The organism is Planococcus chinensis, assembly GCF_042681545.1.
Classification (GTDB): Bacteria; Bacillota; Bacilli; order Bacillales_A; family Planococcaceae; genus Planococcus; species Planococcus chinensis.
The window spans coordinates 1-18,129 of record NZ_JBHUFW010000022.1 but is presented as its reverse complement, the minus strand read 5'-3'; the positions used below and the strand labels follow the sequence as shown (position 1 = coordinate 18,129).

Sequence of the window (18,129 nt, the reverse complement as noted above, 5' to 3'; positions counted from 1 at the left end):
TTGACCCCTCCATTTGTGTTATTTATTATCATTGCGGCCTGCTTTCTTCGTAAAGATGGCAAGCTACATAATGACCTTTCTCAACTTCTGCGAATTTCGGTACGACTGACTCGCAGATATCCATCTTGAATGGGCAGCGCGTATGGAACCGGCAGCCGCTCGGCGGATTCGCCGGGCTCGGCACATCCCCCTTGATGATGATTTCCTCCCGGACAAAATCGGGATCCGGTACAGGGACTGCACCAAGGAGCGCTTGCGTATACGGATGCAGCGGCTTTTCGTAAAGCGATTCACTGTCAGCCAGTTCCGCCATATTGCCCAAATACATGACGCCTACCCGGTCGCTGATATGCCGCACGACGCCAAGATCATGGGCGATGAAGATATAAGTAAGCTTCAGTTCTTTCTGCAAGTCCTGCATCAAGTTCAACACTTGTGCCTGGATCGATACATCAAGAGCCGAAACAGGCTCATCTGCAATAATCAGTTTCGGATTCGTCATCAGCGCCCGGGCGATCCCGATGCGCTGGCGCTGTCCGCCGCTGAACTGGTGCGGATAACGTTTCGCATGGTAGCTGCTAAGCCCGACGATTTCCAGGAATTCGTGGACTTTCCGCTTGCGCTCTTTCGGATCGCCGATATTGTGGACATTAAGCGGCTCCATCAAGATCTTTTCGATCGTATGGCGCGGATTCAACGAAGCATAAGGATCCTGGAACACCATCTGGATATCCCGGCGCATTTTCCGCATATCGGCATTCGAGATGCTGGTCAGCTCCTTGCCGTCAAAGAACACTTTCCCTTCTGTCGGTTCAAGAAGCCGCATCAGCATCCGGCCAGTCGTAGACTTTCCACAGCCGGATTCCCCGACGATGCCGAGCGTCTCACCTTCGTTCACAGTGAAGGAAATATCATCCACCGCTTTGACGTGGTTTTTCACTTGCCCGAAAATGCCGGACTTGATAGGGAAGTATTTTTTCAGCCCCTCCACCCTTAAAAGCGGTTCTTGATTAGTCAACGCCGGCTCTTCAATTTTTGACAACGGTTCGTTCATGGTGTTCTACCTCCTTTGGATCGAATAGGAAGCAGCGGGTCTGATGATCGTCCGCCGTCTGATAAAGCGGCGGGCTTTCAGCAATGCAGCGGTCCCAAGCAAATTCACAGCGAGCGGCAAATTTGCAGCCGGTCTTGATCGTTCCCGGTTTCGGAACGTTGCCCGGGATCGAGTACAACCGCTCTTTTTTAAAGCGCATGTCCGGGACCGATTCCAAAAGTCCGCGCGTGTAAGGATGCTGCGGATCTTTGAAGATGGTATGGACCGGCCCTTCTTCGACAACTTTACCGGCATACATGACAATGACGCGTTCGCATGTTTCAGCGACGACGCCAAGATCATGTGTGATCAAAAGCACCGCCGTATTCAGGCGTTCGTTAAGATTCTTAATCAATTTCAAGATCTGCGCCTGGATCGTGACATCCAAGGCCGTTGTCGGCTCATCCGCAATCAGCACTTTCGGATCGCATAGCAAGGCCATGGCGATCATGACGCGCTGGCGCATCCCGCCGGACAATTGGTGAGGGTATTCTTTCATCAGGTCTTCCGCCCGCGGCAATCCGACCAGTTTCATCATTTCCACCGCACGGTCCTGAATCTGCTTTTTCGACCAATCCCGTTTGTGGATTTTGACCGCTTCGCGCAGCTGGTCTCCGATAGTGAACAGCGGATTCAAGGAAGTCATCGGTTCCTGGAAGATCATCGCGATGTCATTTCCGCGGACATCCCGCATCTGTTTCTCCTGCAACTTGGTTAAATCTTTATTCTGAAATAAAATTTCGCCTTCAGTAATTTTTCCCGGCGGACTTGGTACAAGCCCCATAATCGATAAGGAAGTTACACTCTTGCCGCATCCCGACTCCCCTACGATTCCCAGTACTTCCCCTTCACGAATGTAAAAATCAATGCCGTCGACTGCTGGAATCTCCCCATCATCTGTAAAAAAAGAAGTTCGCAATCCATTTACTTCCAGCACTTTTTTTCTCTCTTCCAAGTTGCCACCCCTTTTGCAATCTTTCGAATTCAGATAATTCTATGTGTTTATATTATACGTAACATTAGTATTATTGCAATAGTTTTTCGAATATCACAGCCTTTTTCTGGAATTTAAAATAGGCCTCCCATCACCTGGGAGGCCTTGCTATCTTTAATTGAATTGTTGGACCTGGAACAAATTGAAATACACGCCTTGGCGCTTCATCAATTCATCGTGCGTCCCTTTTTCGGCTAATTTTCCGTGGTCAATGACCAAAATCTGGTCGGCATGGGTGATAGTCGACAGCCGGTGGGCGACGATGAGCGTCGTCCGGTCATGCGCGAGCCGCTCCAGGGAATCCTGGATCAGCGCTTCGCTTTCGAGATCCAGTGCAGAAGTGGCTTCATCCAGTATCAAAATCGGCGGATTCTTAAGGAATACACGTGCAATGGCAATGCGCTGCTTTTGGCCGCCGGAAAGCTTGACTCCCCGCTCGCCTACCTTGGTGTCATATCCTTCCGGCAGCAGTTCGATGAATTCGTGTGCATTGGCCGCTTTCGCCGCCGCTACCACTTCTTCATCCGTTGCATGCGGCTTGCCCATGAGGATATTCGATTTGACCGAATCGCTGAACAGGATGGAATCCTGCAGAACGAGACCGATCTGGTCGCGCAGCGTGTGGATCGTGACATCTTTCAGATTGTGGTCGTCCATATAGATGCCGCCGTCCGTTACATCGTAAAACCTTGGAATCAACGAAACAATCGTCGACTTCCCGCCGCCGCTCATTCCGACAAAAGCGACGGTCTCGCCCGGTTTGACGGTGAAATTCAAATCCGACAAAACTTCGGTCCCGCCGTTATTGTACTGGAAAGAGACATTCCGGAATTCCAGTTTGCCATCGACCACCTTCAAGTCCTTTGCGCCTTTTTTGTCGGTGACTTCGTACTCTTCATCGACCAGTTCAAAAACCCGGTCCATCGAAGCGATTGCCTGTGTCAAAGTGGTCGATGAATTCACCAACCGGCGGAGCGGATTGTAAAGCCGCTCAATATAGGCGATGAACGCCACCATGGTTCCGAGCGTCAGGTTGCCTTGGATCACTTGATAGCCGGCATAGCCGATGACTAATAGCGGTGCTACATCCGTAATCGTGTTGACGACTGCAAAAGCTTTGGCATTCCATTTCGTATGGGCGATCGCAGAATCAAGGAAGCCGTCGTTCGTCTGATCGAAAATTTTCTGCTCATGCTTCTCAAGCGCGAAACTTTTGATGATGCTCATCCCCTGCACCCGCTCGTGCAGATAGCTTTGGACGTTCGCAAGCGCCTGGGAGCGTTCTTTCGTCAAATCGCGCAGGCGGCCGAAAAAGTATTTGACGCTGAACGCGTAGAACGGAAACGCCAGGAGTGCCACGATGGTCAATGGCACATCCATCGTCAACATGATGCCGATGGCGATCAGAATCGTTGCCAGATCGAGCCAAAGGTTCATCAAGCCGATCATGACAAAGTTTTTCGTCTGCTCGACGTCGTTGATGACGCGGGAAATGACTTCGCCTGCCCGGGTGTTCGCGTAATAGCGGAGGCTCAGCCGCTGCATATGTCCATATAGATGCTGCCGGATATCATAGAGGATTTTATTGCTGACATATTGGGCATAATACTGGCGGAAATATTCAATTGGCGGCCGGAAAATGAAAAACAGGATTGCCGTCCCGCCGAGCCATAGGTAAAGCTGGTCCAATTTCTCGACGTCTGACAGTCCCTCGGCTCCGATAATATCATCGATTACGATTTTGATAAGCAACGGGATAAATAGCGGAATGGCGAACTTGAAAATGCCGATGATGATCGTCAACACAATCTGCCATGTATAAGGTTTAACAAATTGCATATAGCGTTTTGTGCTGCTCAAAGCTTTCACTCCATTCTCTTCGTTCAAAACGAAAAACCTGTTGGCAAGCAACAGGTTTTTCGTTTATTCAGTCAGCCGGTACTGCCTGTAGAATTCGTACCGGCTCGTCCAAACTTCGATGAAGTCCGGGGCAAAGGGCCCACGCCGCTGTTTGATCCAGCCGATCAGCTTCTCCACGTTCCTGTGTAGGATCTGATCAATCACTTCGGGATAGCCCATCTGCCGTTTATGGTCCTCATATTCGTCTTCGTCCAGCAAGGTGTACGACATGTCCGGAAAGACTTTAACATCTAAATCATAATCGATATACTTCAGCGAGCCATTGTTATACACAAACGGAGAACTGACGTTGCAATAATAATACACCCCATCATCGCGCAGCATGCAAATAATATTAAACCAATGTTCTGCATGGAAGTAGCAGATGGACGGCTCTCGTGTGAGCCACGTCCTGCCATCCGATTCTGTCACCATGGTCCGCTCATTTGCACCGATTACTATGTTATTCGTCCCTTTCAAAACTGTTGTTTCCTGCCAGACACGGTGGATTCGGCCGTTGTGTTTGTAGCTGTGGATTTGGATTGTTTCGCCTTCCACAGGAATCGCCATGTCTATCCCACCTTTTCGCCTAAACCGTATAAATTTTTTAATGTCCCCACAATTATATCAATCAATTCTGAAAACATACAGTGAAAAGGCAATAAGGCTTTGGTCATACCAGTTCTACATGACGACAGAGCGGCCGCCATCAACGATAATCGTCTGTCCGCGGATCATGTCCGCATTGTCTGAGATCAAGAACAAAGCCGCTTTGACCATGTCATCAATCTCCACCATACGGCCAGCCGGCGTATTGACGCGCGCGTCATTCAGCAACTCTTCGCGGTTCGGGAAATGAGTCAAAGCTTCTGTATCGATCGCTCCGCCTGACACGGTATTCACGGCAATCCCTTTAGGAGCAAGTTCCACCGCCAAATAGCGCGTGATTGATTCGACTGCTGCCTTGGAGACGCCGATTGTCGTGTAGTTCTCCAAGTAGCGGATGGACCCGAGTGAGCTGATGCCGATGATCTTGCCGCCTTTATCCATCAGTTTTGCCGCTTCCTGAGCTCCGAAAAGCATCGCTTTCGCGTTGATATTCATGGTCCAGTCCCAATGCGATTCTTCAAGTTCCATAATTGGCCGCAGTACGCCTGAGGCTGCGTTCGACACAAATACATCCAGACGGCCGAATTCTTCCTTGATCGTTTCGAACATGCCGCGCAATTTTTCTACATCGCCGACATTTGCGCGGACGAGAAGCGCACGCTGCCCTCTTGCTTCGATTTCTTTTACCGTATCGAGCGCCGCCGTTTTGCTGCGCGCATAATTGACTACGATATCATATCCTTGTTCTGCCAGGGCGATTGCCAAAGCTTTGCCCAGCCCTCTGCTGCTGCCTGTCACCAATGCCACTTTTTGTTCTGCCATTGTCATACATCTCCTCTTTGCTGCAATGCAGTTTTCATTTTTTGCACCGGACCGGATATCGGCAGGCTTTCCAGCTCTTCAGCCGTCACCCACTTCATCCCTTCCGGTACCTTTAAATTCTCGCCTTGGGCGATAAAGCCATCCACGTTCCATGTTAAATGAGAAAACACATGTTTGAAAGAAATAATTTTTTCCGCTCCGCTGACAGAACCGCTGAAGTTTTCAGAAAGCTCCTCTTCAATCTCAGCTGCCAGCGCTTCGCCTGCCAGCTCCACCATCGGGAATTGCCACATATTGGCGAGCAGACCGGTCGGCGGCCGTTTCTCCATCAGCACTTTATCGCCCTTCTGGATAGCTAGCATCGCATACTGAAGAGCCTTGGTCTTTTTGGCTTTGGTCTTTATCGGCAATTCATGTTGCTTCCCTTCATGGAAAGCTGCACAATGGTCGCGGACCGGACAAAGGAGGCATTTCGGCGAAGTCGGCGTGCAGATCAACGCTCCCAGTTCCATCAGCCCCTGGTTGAAAGACGACGGATCTTCATGGCTGATGATCTCTGTCACTGCGTCTTCAAAGACCTTCCTTGTTTTCGGCTTGGCGATATCTTCCTCGATCAACAGGATCCGGGACAATACGCGCATGACATTGCCGTCGACGGCGTGTTCCGGAATGCCGTAGGCGATGCTGAGGATTGCTCCTGCTGTATACGGACCGACCCCTTTCAGCAGCGAAATCTCCTTCCGGCTTGCCGGGACGACGCCATTATATTTTTCAGCCACTTCTTTGACGCCCGCCTGCAGGTTGCGGACCCGCGAATAATAGCCAAGGCCTTCCCACTGCTTCAGCAAAACTTCTTCATCCGCTTCCGCCAAGTCGTTCACGGTAGGGAATTTCTCTACAAATCGTTTATAATAAGGTATAACCGTATCCACGCGCGTCTGCTGCAGCATAATCTCTGAAACCCATATCTGATATGGGTCTGCAGTCCTCCGCCAGGGCAAATCGCGTTTCTCGGCAGCAAACCAGCTGATTAAATCGTTTTGAAATTGCATTTTGTCGAATTCTATTGTCACTGCCTCCACTCTTCTAGATTATTCCGCTGAATTCCCGGGTATAGATTTTACACAGGGAATATTATTATTCTATCAAAACCTGATTCTTTTACCAAAACCAGCCGCCCTTGAAAGGAGATGATGCAATGGATACAGGCACACATATCGTCATGGGAATCGCATTAGGCGGCCTCGCCGCTGCTGACCCGGTTGTCGCCAGCCATCCTGCGACCATGACCGCCGTATTTGCCGGTACGATAATCGGATCCCAGATTCCGGATATCGATACCGTTTTAAAATTGAGAAGCAATGCGATCTATATACGCCATCACCGCGGCGCCACCCACTCGATTCCAGCTGTCTTGTTCTGGCCATTGCTGATCACCGCCGTACTTGGGCTGATCATGCCGTCCGCGAACATCCTTCATCTGTGGCTCTGGACGTTCCTGGCTGTATTCCTGCATGTCTTTGTCGACATCTTCAATTCATACGGCACCCAGGCGCTAAGGCCGATTTCAAACCGGTGGATTGCACTCGGTGTCATCAACACATTTGATCCGATCATCTTCGGCCTCCACCTGGTGGCATTGATGTTTTGGGCGTTCGGCACAGATCCGGTCTGGACGATGTCGATTCTGTATATCGTCGTATTCTTTTATTACGTTTTGCGCTTCATTGTCCAAGGCGCCGTCAAACATGCGGTCCGCAACACAATCCCGGGCACGACCCATATCATTGTCGCGCCAACGATGCGTTTTTTCCAATGGCGCATTGCAGCGGACACGGATACGCATCATTATGTAGGAAGAGCCTACGGGCGCTCAATCAATATTTATGATAAATTCCAAAAAATGGAACTTCCTAAATCCAACGAATTGTTCCAGACTGCGTTAAAAGATAAGAACCTTTCCGCTTTCGTCTCTTTCTCCCCTCTGTACCGATGGGAAATCAATGAATACGGGGAAATTTACGAAGTGCGGCTCATCGACCTGCGCTACCGCAGCAATGATTATTATCCATTTGTCGCGGTTGCCCACCTGAACCACAAACTCGAAGTGGTCAACTCGTATACCGGCTGGATCTTCAGCGAAGACAAGCTCCGCAAAAAACTCGATTTCAGCCATAACTAACGAAATGCGGAAGCGCCTGTCCTGCCCCGACAAGCGCTGGAGGACTTGGCAGTGATGGCGATCTTTGCCATCGCAGGCGAGTCCGAAGCGACTCGAGGGGCTAGGCGCTGCAGCTGGACACCACGAAATGCGGAGGCTGCCGTGTAGATTCGACGGGCATGCCAGTCTTCCTTACACATGAAAAACGCACACGCGAACGTGTGCGTTTTTTTAATTTTCCCGGTCTTTCAAAAGGTGGGCATATTTAGGGTTGGACCCGGCAAATTCATGGATCTTATCCCCGTAGCTGGAGATCCACTGGCGGATCACTTTTTCAACAACAGCCGTGCCTTGGTAGTCATAGCCCGCTTTCGCGTATGACGCTTCAAAATCGGATACCAATAATTCGATCCATGTGCGAGCTTTTTCATCGGATAGGTTCGGGTTTTTCTCCCGCAGTTCTACAGTCAGTTCTTCAATGGTTTCGTTCATCCGGTTACTTCCCTTCTTTTAGAGGCCGCAGCATGGAAATCGGCAATGCTTCAGCATATTTTTCTCCGCCCAGCCGGTAGCCCCAGGCAAAACGGCCTTTCAGGTAATCGATCTGGAAATAGACGTTCGGGTCTCCTTCAATCCGGTAGACCTCGCCTTTTTTGAAATCGGCCGGGTCAAGCAGATAAGCTGCGGCCATGATGGCTTTGCGCTCGAGCACCGCAAATTCGTTGACAATGCCAAGCTGTTCCGCTTTCCGGGCTTTTTCTTTCAAGCGGCCGATTTCCGTACGCAATTCATGTTCATCCATTTCGCTGTAACGCTTTTCTTCAGTCATCTTCCTGCTCCTTCTTTTCCAGGTATCCGTTGATTACTTCACTTGGAAACCCTTTTTGGTACAGCCCTTGCTTCACTTTCGACTTCAGGTCGTAGCCAGTCAGTTTGCTGCTGTACTTTCGCCATAATTTATCCCCTTGGGCCGCGACAATGTCGTCCCATTCGTCTTCCTCTTTCTCAAGCGCCAAGCCATCAATCGCTTGTTGGATCAATGAATAGGAGTATCCTTTGCGCATGAGCGATTCATTGATTTTCTGCTGGATCTGGCTCGGGGTTTTCATTTTCTCTTTGGCCGCGATTTTTTCGGCAAGGCCTCTGGCTACTTCCAATTGTTCTTCTTCTGAGTAGGAATCCAAAACGTCTTTTTGCATGCGTTTATCAATCCCTTTCTTTTGCATGTCCTGTTGGATGGCCCGAGGGCCTTTTTTGCTGGACTTGATCTGCGTCTGCATCAACGCTTCCGAGAATGCGCGGTCATCCAGGAAATTCAGTGTGTATAATTTTTTGACGGCCTCGTCAATGACAGCTTCGCCAAACTCTTTTTCTTTCAGTTTCGTGCGCACTTCACTTTCGCTGCGCATACGGAAACTCAGGTATGAAAGGGCTTTGTTGAATGCTTTGCGGACCTCATCCTCGAAATTCATCTCTTCGATGGTCCATTGGTCTAGCTCTTTGCCTTTGGTGAGCTGATACCTGATGAGGATCGATTCGTCCACACTGAAAGCGAACTTTTCTTCGAGGTAAATATTGTACCTCTCCGGATTGTTCTTGCCCTGTGTGATTTTGGTGATAATCGGCATCTGGCGGCCCCCCTCTTCTTTCCTTATTATACCCGTTGAAGTGCTTAAATGCATGGATTGAGGGTAATATTAAGAGAAATGGAGGCGATGGAAATGAAGATAGCAATCACCGGCGGGACAGGTTTTGTCGGCAAGGAATTGACGCGGCTGTTCCACACAGCAGGCCATGTGGTCTATATTTTGACGAGATCCCCGAAGCGTTCGACACCCAACACCAAATACGTCCAATGGCTGAAAGAAGGCACGGCACCTGAAAAGCAATTGGAAGGCATCGATGCCATCATCAATTTGGCCGGCACTTCGATCAATGACGGCCGATGGAGCGAAGAACAGAAACGACAGATCTACAATAGCCGGATGGAAGCAACAGAAGAAGTGCTCCGCATCATCGGCAAGCTGATCAAAAAGCCGAGCGTGCTCATCAACGCCAGCGCCATCGGCGTCTACGCTCCTTCCGATACCGTGACCTATACCGAAGCATCAGCTGATTTCGGCACAGATTTCCTTGCCCGTACGGTCTTGGACTGGGAAAAGCTGGCGGACCATGCCAAAGTCCATGGTGTACGCGTCGCTTCTGCACGGTTCGGCATCATCCTTGGAAAAGAGGAAGGCGCCCTTCCCCTCATGTCGCTGCCTTATAAATTATTCGTCGGCGGCCCTGTCGGCTCCGGGAAGCAATGGGTCTCTTGGGTCCATGTGAAAGACGTGGCACGGGCAATCCAATTTGCAATGGAGACGCCTTCACTCGAAGGCCCTTTCAACGTCACAGCTCCGGAACCGAAACAGATGAAGGATTTCGGCAAGGAAATCGGCAAAGCGCTCAACCGGCCGCATTGGATCCCGGTTCCGTCCATTGCAATGAAAGCGGTCCTTGGCGAAAAAAGCCAGCTGGTCCTGACCGGCCAGCGGGTGCTTCCGAAAGTGCTCGAACAGCAGGGATTCCAGTTCAGCTTCCCGAGTTTGCAATCGGCACTGGCTGATATTTATAAATAGGACTATAATGGGGGGATGATTACACGAAGGACGTGAAGAAGATGAACGACAAACCCATCATGGAAGAAGGCATGAAAATTCCATTGACGATCAAACGGCTCGGCATCAACGGCGAAGGCATCGGCTATTTCAAGCGCAATGTTGTTTTTGTAGCAGGCGCATTGCCCGGTGAGGAACTTACCGCGCAAGTGACCAGCATCAAACGGAATTTTGCTGAAGCCCGTATCTTCAAGATGCTCAAAGCGTCTCCGCACCGCCAAACTCCCCCTTGCCCTATTTATGATGCTTGCGGCGGCTGCCAGCTCCAGCATCTGGAATACAGCCAGCAATTGGTGGAGAAGCGCGATTTGGTCATGCAGGCATTGGACCGGTATTTAAAAGGGACAAAAGTGCGTGTCGAAAAGACGATCGGCATGGATGACCCTTGGCATTACCGCAATAAAAGCCAGTTTCAGACCCGCCTGAAAGGAACCAAAGTGATTGCCGGCCTGTTTGCAGAAGGTTCCCATCAATTGCTCGATATCGAGCAGTGCATCGTCCAGCATCCGGATACCACCGTGATCACCAATGCCGTCAAACGGATTCTTGAAGAATTGAAGATCCCCATCTATGACGGCAAGACGATGAAAGGCATCGTTCGGACCATTGTCGTGCGCACTGGCGTGCAGACCGGTGAAATTCAATTGGTGCTGGTGACGACGCGTGCAAAAATCCCGAACAAGGAATTGCTGCTGGAGAAATTGAAAGCGATCGACATCAACCTTGTTTCAATCGTTCAAAACATCAACAAAGAAAAGACTTCGTTGATCTTCGGGGATGAGACGGTCACTTTGTACGGCAAAGACACGATCCACGAGAAGCTCGGAGAATTGGCGTTCGACTTGTCGGCGCGTGCATTTTTCCAGCTGAACCCTAGCCAAACCGTGAAACTATACGATGAGATCAAACGTGCGGCGAAGCTTACGGGCAAGGAGAGCGTTGTCGATGCTTATTGCGGCGTCGGCACAATCGGCCTTTGGCTGGCGAGCGGCGCGAAAGAGATCCGCGGGATGGACGTCGTCCATGAAAGTGTCGTCGACGCGAAAGCGAATGCCAAGAAACAAGGCGTGACGGCAAAATATGTAACTGGCACCGCAGAAAAATGGCTCGAAGTCTGGAGCAATGAAGGCTTTGTCCCGGATGTGCTGACTGTCGACCCGCCTCGCACCGGGCTGGCCGATTCTTTGCTGAAAACCATTGTGAAAGTGAAACCCAAGCGTTTTGTCTATACCTCCTGCAATCCTTCCACCTTAGCAAAGGACCTGCAGCAGCTGACGAAAGTCTACAACGTCAAATACATCCAGCCGGTTGATATGTTCCCGCAGACCGCACAAGTCGAGGCAGTCTGCCTCCTGGAACTGAAATAACCAACACTTCCTGAGGAATTTGAATTTCGGCCCGTCAGATGAGTATGGTATTCCGAATGATTGTTCAACGGGATGTTTATGCTCCCTTGAACGGGAGGTATAGGTGCAATGAAAAAAGACAGGATCTCTTTGTGGCTATACATTCTGTTTTTAATGGCAGCATTCGGCTTGCCGTTTTTCAGTTTTGACGGATATTCCATTGAAAAGAACACAACCAGCCATTTAGGGGCACAAGGCTCCCCGCACTCCTGGCTCATGAATGCAATTTTTGTTTTTCTGGGAGCAAGAGCCATTTGGATCGCCTTCCGAAGCGGAATCCCTTACCACCAAATTATAGGCGGGGGTTTCGGAATCAGCCTCATTCTGACCGGACTTTTCCAACATGCGCCATTAGCCGGAAATGTGCCGGCCGACCTCTTGGAGGATCGGATCCATTCCATTTTCGCCAGCATGACCGGATTCAGTTTCACGTTGCTTGCTGCCGGACACGGATTTATGAGCCGCGGACCGCAGAGGGCTGGAGGATTCGCCTTAGCGCTGGTCGCTGTCTCAATCTCCCTTTCCATGGCAGCCTTCCCCTCCATCATGGGGCTCTTGCAAAGGATCATGTTTATTTGCGCTTTTGGCTGGCTTTTTTTCTATCTGAAGCCTCCAACGACAAATGAGCAGGAAAAGGTTTTATAAGAAACAAAAAAGGACACGGATGCCGATGGGTATCCGTGTCCTTTTTTGTCGAAATATCTTATATAGATATCTTAAAGAAATAAACAAACTTCTTATACCGCTTTGGGCGGGCTTGCGCCGCAACGGACAGCAGCCCTATTTGGACAGCCCCTTTTCATTTGGCATCCGCCACTTCCACTTTTTCTTTGTCGCCACGCAAAAGGACTGCAACAAACAGAAGAAGCAGCATCGCAGCAATGAGCAACAGGAAGCTTAAGCCTCCTGCATATTCGATAAAAAGGCCGCCAAGGAACGGGCCCGACAAACTGCCAATGCTGAATGCTATTCCGCATAGCAGATTGCCGGTCGGCAGCAAGTCTTTCGGCATCAAATCCGCCATGAAGGAAATTCCTAACGAAAACATCGAGCCGACGAACATGCCGGAAAGCGCAAAAAAGCCAACGGTCACCCAGGCATTCGTTTCGAAAAAGCTGGCTGCCCCAAACGTAATGGCGCCGCCGAGAAGGCCGATCATCAGCACATTGCGCCGGCCAATCCGGTCGCTCAACGCCCCAAGCGGCAGCTGTGTCGCGATTGCCCCGAGCGAGAAAGCAGCAAGCATGATGGAAACCATTGCAACTTCGATGGACTGCCGAAGTGCATAAACCGGATAGATGGAATTCAGTGAAGCCTCCAGGAACCCATAGCCGAGAGGCGGCAAAAAAGCCACCCAGGCAATTACAATCGCTGCTTTGAAACGGCTCACTGTTCCTTTTCCTGCCATGGAACCTGCGGTGTTTTCCGGAAAATCGTTTTTCAGGAAAAAGACCAGCGACCAGGCGGCCAGGCACAATAGCCCGGAAATGATGAACGGCAGCGCCTCAAAGATTTCTACAAGCGGTACAAACAATGGCCCTGCTCCGAATCCGACACTGAACGACATGCCATATATGGCGATATTGCGCCCGAGCTTATGTTGCGGTGAAAAGCTGGTGATCCAGGTTTGCGTGGAAAAGTGCAGCGCCTGGTCTCCGATGCCGATCAAGACACGGAGGACAAACCAGAACAGCACACTTTTCCACAATGGAAACAGCAGCAAAGAGGCAATGACCAGGCCGCCGCCTGCCAAAATCAGCGGCTTATAGCCGAACTTCCGAAGCTGCGGTTCCATGAATGGCGCGATGACCAATGTGCCGACATATAAACCCGTGGCACTCAAGCCGTTCAATGCGGAAGAGACACCGTCCTGCTCAAAGATGACTGCGATCAGAGGCAGCAGCATCCCTTGTGAAAAGCCGGAAATGGAGACGATTGCCACCAGTATCCAAAAGCGCCCCTGCTCGTTTTTCAATAAATGTCCCATGATGCCTCCTAATATAAGCACGTTCTTTTGAATTTGATTGGAATTCAGATACAATTTTAACACAAGGAGGAGATAACAGATGAAGTTTTCGATGACAGAAAATGGTTTTTCAGGGGATTTGCCATATGGCGAATTGAATGTGTCCACAAATGAAGAGTTCGGGTTCCGGCCCTACCAGTTGCTTGTCGCTTCCATCGCGGTCTGCAGCGGCGGCATCATCCGTAAAATCCTGGAGAAGAAGCGCATGCCGGCAGAGGATATCCAAGTGGATGTAAAAGAGATTGTCCGGATTGATGAGGAAGCCGGGCGCGTTGCGAAAGTGCATCTTCACTTTATTATCAAAGGCGAAATTGATCCATCGAAAATGCAGGGCATCTTGGAGTTGACTCATAAAAATTGCTCGATGGTCCGTTCTGTCGAAAATTCCATGGAAGTGGTTGAAACCTACGAACTGGTTTAAGACGTCAAGAAGGCTCAGTCCGCATCTGTGTATCAGATTCCGGCTGAGCCTCTATGTTTTGCAGTCTTCAATTTGAATTTCCATAGCTCGTATTTCTTCGGCTAAAGCTGCCGGTGAAATGTACGAATCCCCTCCTTTGATTCCAATGCGAATGGTTTCGACGATTCACTGCGGCCTCCCTTCGCTTTTATTGTTATTAACTTAACATAGAAAATGATTTGTGTAAATATTCAAAACATTAAAAGAGGAAAAATCAATCGTAAGACCCATCATTTATTGAAATCGGCGTTGTTTTCGGATACCATAAAGGAGTAGAAAGAGGTGTTCTGTATGGGAAAATCCATCACGAATAAAGAGCAGCAAGTCGATTATATGAAGCAGCGGCTGAATATATTTCTAGAAGTACTGGATGCCATTGAACCGGAAAATACGGATCTTGAAGATATCGACCGCCTGATCGCCATGGTGGATGATTTGGAGAACAAAATGCAGCAGTTTAAATCCCGTCCGACCGATGAGAACTAGACGCTGTTTTTGCGGCAAAAAACCCATGCAAGCTGAAATTCAGCTTGCACGGGTTTTTTTTCGCGTCACCAGTATATCCCTCCGGCCCTGCATCACCGCATTAACCTGCCCTCCGATCAAAAGGAGCATGGCAGACAAGTAAAGCCACAGCATCAAGATGATGATCCCTCCGATGCTGCCGTACGTGGCGGAGAAGTTCCCGAAGTTGTTGATGTAAATGGAAAATCCATACGAAATGATCAGCCAGCCGATGGTTGTAAAAACGGCGCCTGTCAAAACGCTTTTCAAATCCAGCCGGATGTTCGGGGCAACCCAGTAGATGACCGTACACACGATGAAGATGATAAGCGATGGAATAACAAACCTGATGGCTCCCCATAATTCTAGAAACCCTTCCTCCTGGCCTAGATAGGTGAAGATGAACAAGCCGATCTGGCGTCCGAAAATCGGCAGCGCCAATGCGACAATCAAGATGAAGATCATCAGGATCGTCAGGACGATGGACATGCCGCGAGACACTATGAGCGGCCGGTTCTCTTCCACTCCATAGGAAAAATTCAACGACTTGATCAAAGCATCCATTCCGAGGCTTGCTGACCAGATGGTCGCAATGATCCCGAAAGACAGGAGCCCGGTATTTTGGGTGGTCAAAATTTCATTCAACGTTTCTTCGATCAAGAGGTAGATCTCGCCGGGCATAACCTGGACCAGAAAATCATATACTTGATCTTTCGAGAGGTTCAAGTAAGGCAGCAATGTGATAAGGAACAAAAGGAGAGGAAAAATGGACAACAGGAAAAAGAACGCCAACTGCGCTCCTAATCCTGTAACATCCATTATCTTTATCCGTTCAGCCAGTTCTTTGCCGAACCCTTTGCGGGTCGTCACATCATGGCTGACTGCCAAATTGTTTAAACGTTCTTCTGTTTCCTTTTGTTCGATATCCATGATTTTAAGCTCGTTTCTGTTTAAACGTTTTTTGACGATCCAGTTGAAGAGTTGAATCCGCCCGTAGAACCGGATGCCGAGCTACCTGTAGAACCTGTGTTGCTGCCAGATCCTGATTTCCCTGAAGATCCTGTAGAACTTCCTGAACCTGAACCGGATTGCGAAGAAGAATCGCTTCCTTCGCCTAATGAAGAGGTCGGCGACGGGTTTTCTTCTTTAAATGCTGCTTTGACGTCATCTTTTGATTCCACAAGCGCTTCTTTCGTATCAACAAACGCTTCCTTCGTTTCAAGCGCCATCTCTTTTACATGAGGAGTCAAATCTTTCAGTTCATTGACTTTCCCTCCTACGTAAGCAGCATCTTCAGAAATACGGGAGTACAGGTTCTGTACTTTCTCGGCCTGTTGTTTCGCAGTAGAAACAAGTTCATCTCTATTTTGCGCATAGTATTTTGCATTGCTCGTCGCTTTCTTCGATTTATTCATGACGTCGTTTCTTGTATTGCGGTCGAATAACGATACGATCACTCCTACCGCTGCCCCTACTAGTAATCCTGTTAACAGTTTGTTTTGGCTCATCCTAAATTCCTCCCAGTATGTTGTAGTAATTTCACTTATGATGGGTTTTTTCCCTAATCTCCAGCTATTTAAACTTTGCAAACTTTTTATTTTCAGAAAAGCCTTGACTCTTCGTTTAATATTTCGGAATATTAAATCTAAAGGTGGTGAGGAGCAGGTCTACTTTATTCAAACTAAATTACATAAAAGGGGAAAATGACATGGAACAATTAGAAACATTTTTAGGAGAAGTGAGCAGTTTTGTTTGGGGTCCCCCGTTATTGATTTTGCTGGTCGGAACCGGAATCTATTTGACTATCCGCCTCGGGCTGCTGCAAGTGCGCCTGCTGCCTTATGCATTGAAACTGGTCTTCACAAAGAACCAGGACAAGAAATCTGTCGGCGACATCACGCATTTCCAGGCCCTCTCCACAGCATTGGCTGCAACTGTCGGAACCGGTAATATCGTCGGTGTGGCCACAGCAGTCGTGCTCGGCGGACCGGGAGCCGTATTCTGGATGTGGTTTTCTGCCTTCTTCGGGATGGCTACAAAATACGGCGAAGCTGTACTGGCTGTTAAATACCGGATTACCGATGCAAATGGCCAAATGGCCGGCGGACCGATGTATTACCTCGAACATGGGCTGAAGCAAAAATGGCTCGGCGTACTCTTCGCCATTTTCGGCGCAATTGCCGCATTCGGCATCGGCAACGGCACCCAATCGAATTCAGTTGCAGCCGTTGTGCGCGATACGTTCAGCGTACCGACTTGGATCACTGGAATTATTTTAACTATTTTCGCCGGTGCTGTCATTTTGGGCGGCATCAAGACAATCGGTAAAGTGACTTCATATTTTGTGCCATTCATGGCATTGTTCTATATTATTGCAGGAATGGCCATCATGGTTATGAACCTTGAACTGATTGGTCCTGCCTTCGCGACAATCTTCAGCGCAGCCTTCACGGGCGAAGCGGCTGTCGGGGGCGCAATCGGTGCTGCAATCCGCTACGGGGTAGCACGAGGCGTCTTCTCCAACGAAGCCGGACTCGGTTCCGCTCCGATCGCAGCTGCTGCTGCGAAAACGGATATGCCTGGGCGCCAGGCTTTGGTATCAATGACGCAAGTATTCATCGATACGTTGATCATCTGTTCCATCACAGGCGTCACCATCGTCATGTCCGGCCTTTACACGGACGATGCATATGAAGGTTCTGCATTGACTACCGCTGCCTTTGAGCAATTCCTTGGTCCAATCGGGCCGATCATTGTCGCAATCGGATTGATTTTCTTTGCATCTTCAACCATCATCGGATGGTCGTACTATGGAGAGAAATGCTTCCAGTACCTCTTCAAGAACCCGTCGCTCCTGATAGTCTACCGCATTGCGTTCATCGCCATGGTGTTCGTCGGCGCGACTGTATCACTCGATGTCATCTGGATGTTCTCTGATATCATGAACGGCCTCATGGCGCTTCCTAACTTGATCGGATTGCTCGGGTTGTCCGGCGTCATCGCTTTGGAGACAAAACGCATTGTCGCCAAAATCAAAGAAGAGAAAGCGGCACAGCAAGCTGGCAATTGACATTTTTTTTGAACAGTGAAATGATGGGTACTACCATATCGAAAGGCAGGAACCCATCATGGACCTATCAAAACAATCAAATGAAAATGTTACCTTCATGATCGAAGAGATAAAAACGAAATTGCGCATGGTCAATGTCGACGCGATGAAGCCGGAACATTTCAACGCTTCGCAATACGAAGACTTGAAAGAATTGTACGAGATGGTCGCAAGCCGCGAAAACATCACGCCAAACGAAATGCAGGCCATCGCAAAAGAACTTGGTTCATTGCGCAAATAATTTTCCGAAGGCGGGCGCTGCTCTTTCCCCTGCGGACACATAAAAATCCCTCGCTGCTGAAATGTGAACTGAACCCCAAATGGTAGACACTTTATAAAAGTGACCCCATTTGGGGTTTTTTCTATTTTCACACCCCGGTATACTG

The 18,129-nt window shown here is 49.4% G+C and carries 20 protein-coding genes; 8 read left to right on the top strand and 12 right to left on the bottom strand.

Annotated elements, in window-relative coordinates; all coding sequences use genetic code 11:
* Positions 1–28: 28 nt before the first annotated feature.
* The 6 genes from ACFSDB_RS17325 to mutY all read right to left on the bottom strand — a co-directional run bounded on the left by ACFSDB_RS17325 (position 29) and on the right by mutY (position 6,469).
* Positions 29–1,054: an ABC transporter ATP-binding protein gene (locus tag ACFSDB_RS17325; RefSeq protein ID WP_204893794.1), complete on the bottom strand. Its 1,026-nt coding sequence runs from the start codon at positions 1,052–1,054 to the stop codon at positions 29–31.
* Positions 1,029–2,048 carry an ABC transporter ATP-binding protein gene (locus tag ACFSDB_RS17320; protein WP_204893793.1) on the bottom strand — a complete coding sequence of 340 codons (1,020 nt, stop codon included), beginning with the start codon at positions 2,046–2,048 and terminating at the stop codon, positions 1,029–1,031. The genes ACFSDB_RS17325 and ACFSDB_RS17320 overlap by 26 nt, the downstream gene beginning before the upstream one ends.
* Positions 2,049–2,201: 153 nt before the next feature.
* Positions 2,202–3,947, bottom strand: a complete 1,746-nt coding sequence (locus ACFSDB_RS17315; protein WP_377340770.1) for an ABC transporter ATP-binding protein — start codon at positions 3,945–3,947, stop codon at positions 2,202–2,204.
* Positions 3,948–4,010: 63 nt separating this feature from the next.
* Positions 4,011–4,556 (bottom strand): nucleoside tri-diphosphate phosphatase, encoded by a 546-nt coding sequence (gene ntdP, locus ACFSDB_RS17310; RefSeq protein WP_204893792.1) that lies wholly within the window; start codon positions 4,554–4,556, stop codon positions 4,011–4,013.
* Between the two features lie 114 nt (positions 4,557–4,670).
* On the bottom strand, positions 4,671–5,417 hold the full coding sequence (fabL, locus tag ACFSDB_RS17305) for an enoyl-[acyl-carrier-protein] reductase FabL (protein WP_204893791.1): 747 nt from the start codon (positions 5,415–5,417) through the stop codon (positions 4,671–4,673).
* 2 nt (positions 5,418–5,419) lie between these two features.
* The gene (gene mutY, locus ACFSDB_RS17300) at positions 5,420–6,469 is read right to left on the bottom strand and encodes an A/G-specific adenine glycosylase (protein ID WP_204893808.1); all 1,050 of its coding nucleotides are present in this window, start codon (positions 6,467–6,469) and stop codon (positions 5,420–5,422) included.
* Between the two features lie 146 nt (positions 6,470–6,615).
* Between mutY and ACFSDB_RS17295 the strand changes: the two genes are divergently transcribed.
* A complete protein-coding gene (locus ACFSDB_RS17295; RefSeq protein ID WP_204893790.1) occupies positions 6,616–7,599 on the top strand; it encodes a metal-dependent hydrolase in 984 nt (327 codons plus the stop codon).
* 210 nt (positions 7,600–7,809) lie between these two features.
* Here ACFSDB_RS17295 and ACFSDB_RS17290 read toward each other — a convergent pair whose 3' ends face one another.
* The 3 genes from ACFSDB_RS17290 to recX are packed head-to-tail and all read right to left on the bottom strand — an operon-like array spanning position 7,810 to position 9,206.
* Positions 7,810–8,070 (bottom strand): YfhJ family protein, encoded by a 261-nt coding sequence (locus tag ACFSDB_RS17290; RefSeq protein WP_204893789.1) that lies wholly within the window; start codon positions 8,068–8,070, stop codon positions 7,810–7,812.
* A 4-nt stretch (positions 8,071–8,074) separates the two neighbouring features.
* Positions 8,075–8,407, bottom strand: coding sequence for a YfhH family protein (locus ACFSDB_RS17285; protein WP_204893788.1), 333 nt, complete (start codon positions 8,405–8,407; stop codon positions 8,075–8,077).
* Entirely contained in the window at positions 8,400–9,206 is an 807-nt protein-coding gene (gene recX / locus ACFSDB_RS17280) for a recombination regulator RecX (protein WP_204893787.1), read from the bottom strand. The genes ACFSDB_RS17285 and recX overlap by 8 nt, the downstream gene beginning before the upstream one ends.
* 93 nt (positions 9,207–9,299) lie before the next feature.
* Between recX and ACFSDB_RS17275 the strand changes: the two genes are divergently transcribed.
* From ACFSDB_RS17275 to ACFSDB_RS17265, 3 genes are all read left to right on the top strand, one after another.
* On the top strand, positions 9,300–10,199 hold the full coding sequence (locus ACFSDB_RS17275; RefSeq protein WP_204893786.1) for a TIGR01777 family oxidoreductase: 900 nt from the start codon (positions 9,300–9,302) through the stop codon (positions 10,197–10,199).
* 41 nt (positions 10,200–10,240) lie between these two features.
* Complete coding sequence (gene rlmD, locus ACFSDB_RS17270; protein WP_204893785.1) at positions 10,241–11,605, top strand: 23S rRNA (uracil(1939)-C(5))-methyltransferase RlmD; 1,365 nt, start codon at positions 10,241–10,243, stop codon at positions 11,603–11,605.
* Between the two features lie 108 nt (positions 11,606–11,713).
* Positions 11,714–12,289, top strand: a complete 576-nt coding sequence (locus tag ACFSDB_RS17265; RefSeq protein ID WP_204893784.1) for a DUF998 domain-containing protein — start codon at positions 11,714–11,716, stop codon at positions 12,287–12,289.
* Positions 12,290–12,443: 154 nt separating this feature from the next.
* On the opposite strand, the gene ACFSDB_RS17260 is transcribed toward ACFSDB_RS17265, so the two are convergent.
* Complete coding sequence (locus ACFSDB_RS17260) at positions 12,444–13,631, bottom strand: MFS transporter (RefSeq protein WP_377340763.1); 1,188 nt, start codon at positions 13,629–13,631, stop codon at positions 12,444–12,446.
* 79 nt (positions 13,632–13,710) lie between these two features.
* Here ACFSDB_RS17260 and ACFSDB_RS17255 point away from each other — a divergent pair, with 79 nt between their 5' ends.
* Both ACFSDB_RS17255 and ACFSDB_RS17250 read left to right on the top strand, forming a co-directional pair.
* Complete coding sequence (locus tag ACFSDB_RS17255; protein ID WP_204893783.1) at positions 13,711–14,091, top strand: OsmC family protein; 381 nt, start codon at positions 13,711–13,713, stop codon at positions 14,089–14,091.
* Positions 14,092–14,421: 330 nt separating this feature from the next.
* A complete protein-coding gene (locus tag ACFSDB_RS17250; RefSeq protein ID WP_204893782.1) occupies positions 14,422–14,616 on the top strand; it encodes an SE1561 family protein in 195 nt (64 codons plus the stop codon).
* Positions 14,617–14,655: 39 nt separating this feature from the next.
* On the opposite strand, the gene ACFSDB_RS17245 is transcribed toward ACFSDB_RS17250, so the two are convergent.
* Both ACFSDB_RS17245 and ACFSDB_RS17240 read right to left on the bottom strand, forming a co-directional pair.
* Positions 14,656–15,564 (bottom strand): YihY/virulence factor BrkB family protein, encoded by a 909-nt coding sequence (locus ACFSDB_RS17245; RefSeq protein WP_204893781.1) that lies wholly within the window; start codon positions 15,562–15,564, stop codon positions 14,656–14,658.
* Between the two features lie 20 nt (positions 15,565–15,584).
* Positions 15,585–16,142 carry a YtxH domain-containing protein gene (locus ACFSDB_RS17240; protein WP_377340759.1) on the bottom strand — a complete coding sequence of 186 codons (558 nt, stop codon included), beginning with the start codon at positions 16,140–16,142 and terminating at the stop codon, positions 15,585–15,587.
* Positions 16,143–16,342: 200 nt separating this feature from the next.
* On the opposite strand from ACFSDB_RS17240, the gene ACFSDB_RS17235 reads away from it, so the two are divergent.
* The gene (locus tag ACFSDB_RS17235; RefSeq protein WP_204893780.1) at positions 16,343–17,704 is read left to right on the top strand and encodes an alanine/glycine:cation symporter family protein; all 1,362 of its coding nucleotides are present in this window, start codon (positions 16,343–16,345) and stop codon (positions 17,702–17,704) included.
* 58 nt (positions 17,705–17,762) lie between these two features.
* Positions 17,763–17,984: a DUF1128 domain-containing protein gene (locus tag ACFSDB_RS17230; protein WP_204893779.1), complete on the top strand. Its 222-nt coding sequence runs from the start codon at positions 17,763–17,765 to the stop codon at positions 17,982–17,984.
* Positions 17,985–18,129: the final 145 nt, after the last annotated feature.

Excerpts from the sequence above, each read along its gene's own strand:
- mutY (WP_204893808.1), bottom strand. The coding sequence starts at position 6,469 with ATGCAATTTCAAAACGATTTAATCAGCTGGTTTGCTGCCGAGAAACGC.
- rlmD (WP_204893785.1), top strand. The coding sequence starts at position 10,241 with ATGAACGACAAACCCATCATGGAAGAAGGCATGAAAATTCCATTGACG.
- recX (WP_204893787.1), bottom strand. The coding sequence starts at position 9,206 with ATGCCGATTATCACCAAAATCACACAGGGCAAGAACAATCCGGAGAGG.
- ACFSDB_RS17275 (WP_204893786.1), top strand. The coding sequence starts at position 9,300 with ATGAAGATAGCAATCACCGGCGGGACAGGTTTTGTCGGCAAGGAATTG.
- ACFSDB_RS17230 (WP_204893779.1), top strand. The coding sequence starts at position 17,763 with ATGGACCTATCAAAACAATCAAATGAAAATGTTACCTTCATGATCGAA.
- ACFSDB_RS17265 (WP_204893784.1), top strand. The coding sequence starts at position 11,714 with ATGAAAAAAGACAGGATCTCTTTGTGGCTATACATTCTGTTTTTAATG.
- ACFSDB_RS17290 (WP_204893789.1), bottom strand. The coding sequence starts at position 8,070 with ATGAACGAAACCATTGAAGAACTGACTGTAGAACTGCGGGAGAAAAAC.
- fabL (WP_204893791.1), bottom strand. The coding sequence starts at position 5,417 with ATGGCAGAACAAAAAGTGGCATTGGTGACAGGCAGCAGCAGAGGGCTG.
- ACFSDB_RS17285 (WP_204893788.1), bottom strand. The coding sequence starts at position 8,407 with ATGACTGAAGAAAAGCGTTACAGCGAAATGGATGAACATGAATTGCGT.
- ACFSDB_RS17245 (WP_204893781.1), bottom strand. The coding sequence starts at position 15,564 with ATGGATATCGAACAAAAGGAAACAGAAGAACGTTTAAACAATTTGGCA.
- ACFSDB_RS17235 (WP_204893780.1), top strand. The coding sequence starts at position 16,343 with ATGGAACAATTAGAAACATTTTTAGGAGAAGTGAGCAGTTTTGTTTGG.
- ACFSDB_RS17325 (WP_204893794.1), bottom strand. The coding sequence starts at position 1,054 with ATGAACGAACCGTTGTCAAAAATTGAAGAGCCGGCGTTGACTAATCAA.
- ACFSDB_RS17260 (WP_377340763.1), bottom strand. The coding sequence starts at position 13,631 with ATGGGACATTTATTGAAAAACGAGCAGGGGCGCTTTTGGATACTGGTG.
- ACFSDB_RS17295 (WP_204893790.1), top strand. The coding sequence starts at position 6,616 with ATGGATACAGGCACACATATCGTCATGGGAATCGCATTAGGCGGCCTC.
- ntdP (WP_204893792.1), bottom strand. The coding sequence starts at position 4,556 with ATGGCGATTCCTGTGGAAGGCGAAACAATCCAAATCCACAGCTACAAA.
- ACFSDB_RS17250 (WP_204893782.1), top strand. The coding sequence starts at position 14,422 with ATGGGAAAATCCATCACGAATAAAGAGCAGCAAGTCGATTATATGAAG.
- ACFSDB_RS17255 (WP_204893783.1), top strand. The coding sequence starts at position 13,711 with ATGAAGTTTTCGATGACAGAAAATGGTTTTTCAGGGGATTTGCCATAT.
- ACFSDB_RS17240 (WP_377340759.1), bottom strand. The coding sequence starts at position 16,142 with ATGAGCCAAAACAAACTGTTAACAGGATTACTAGTAGGGGCAGCGGTA.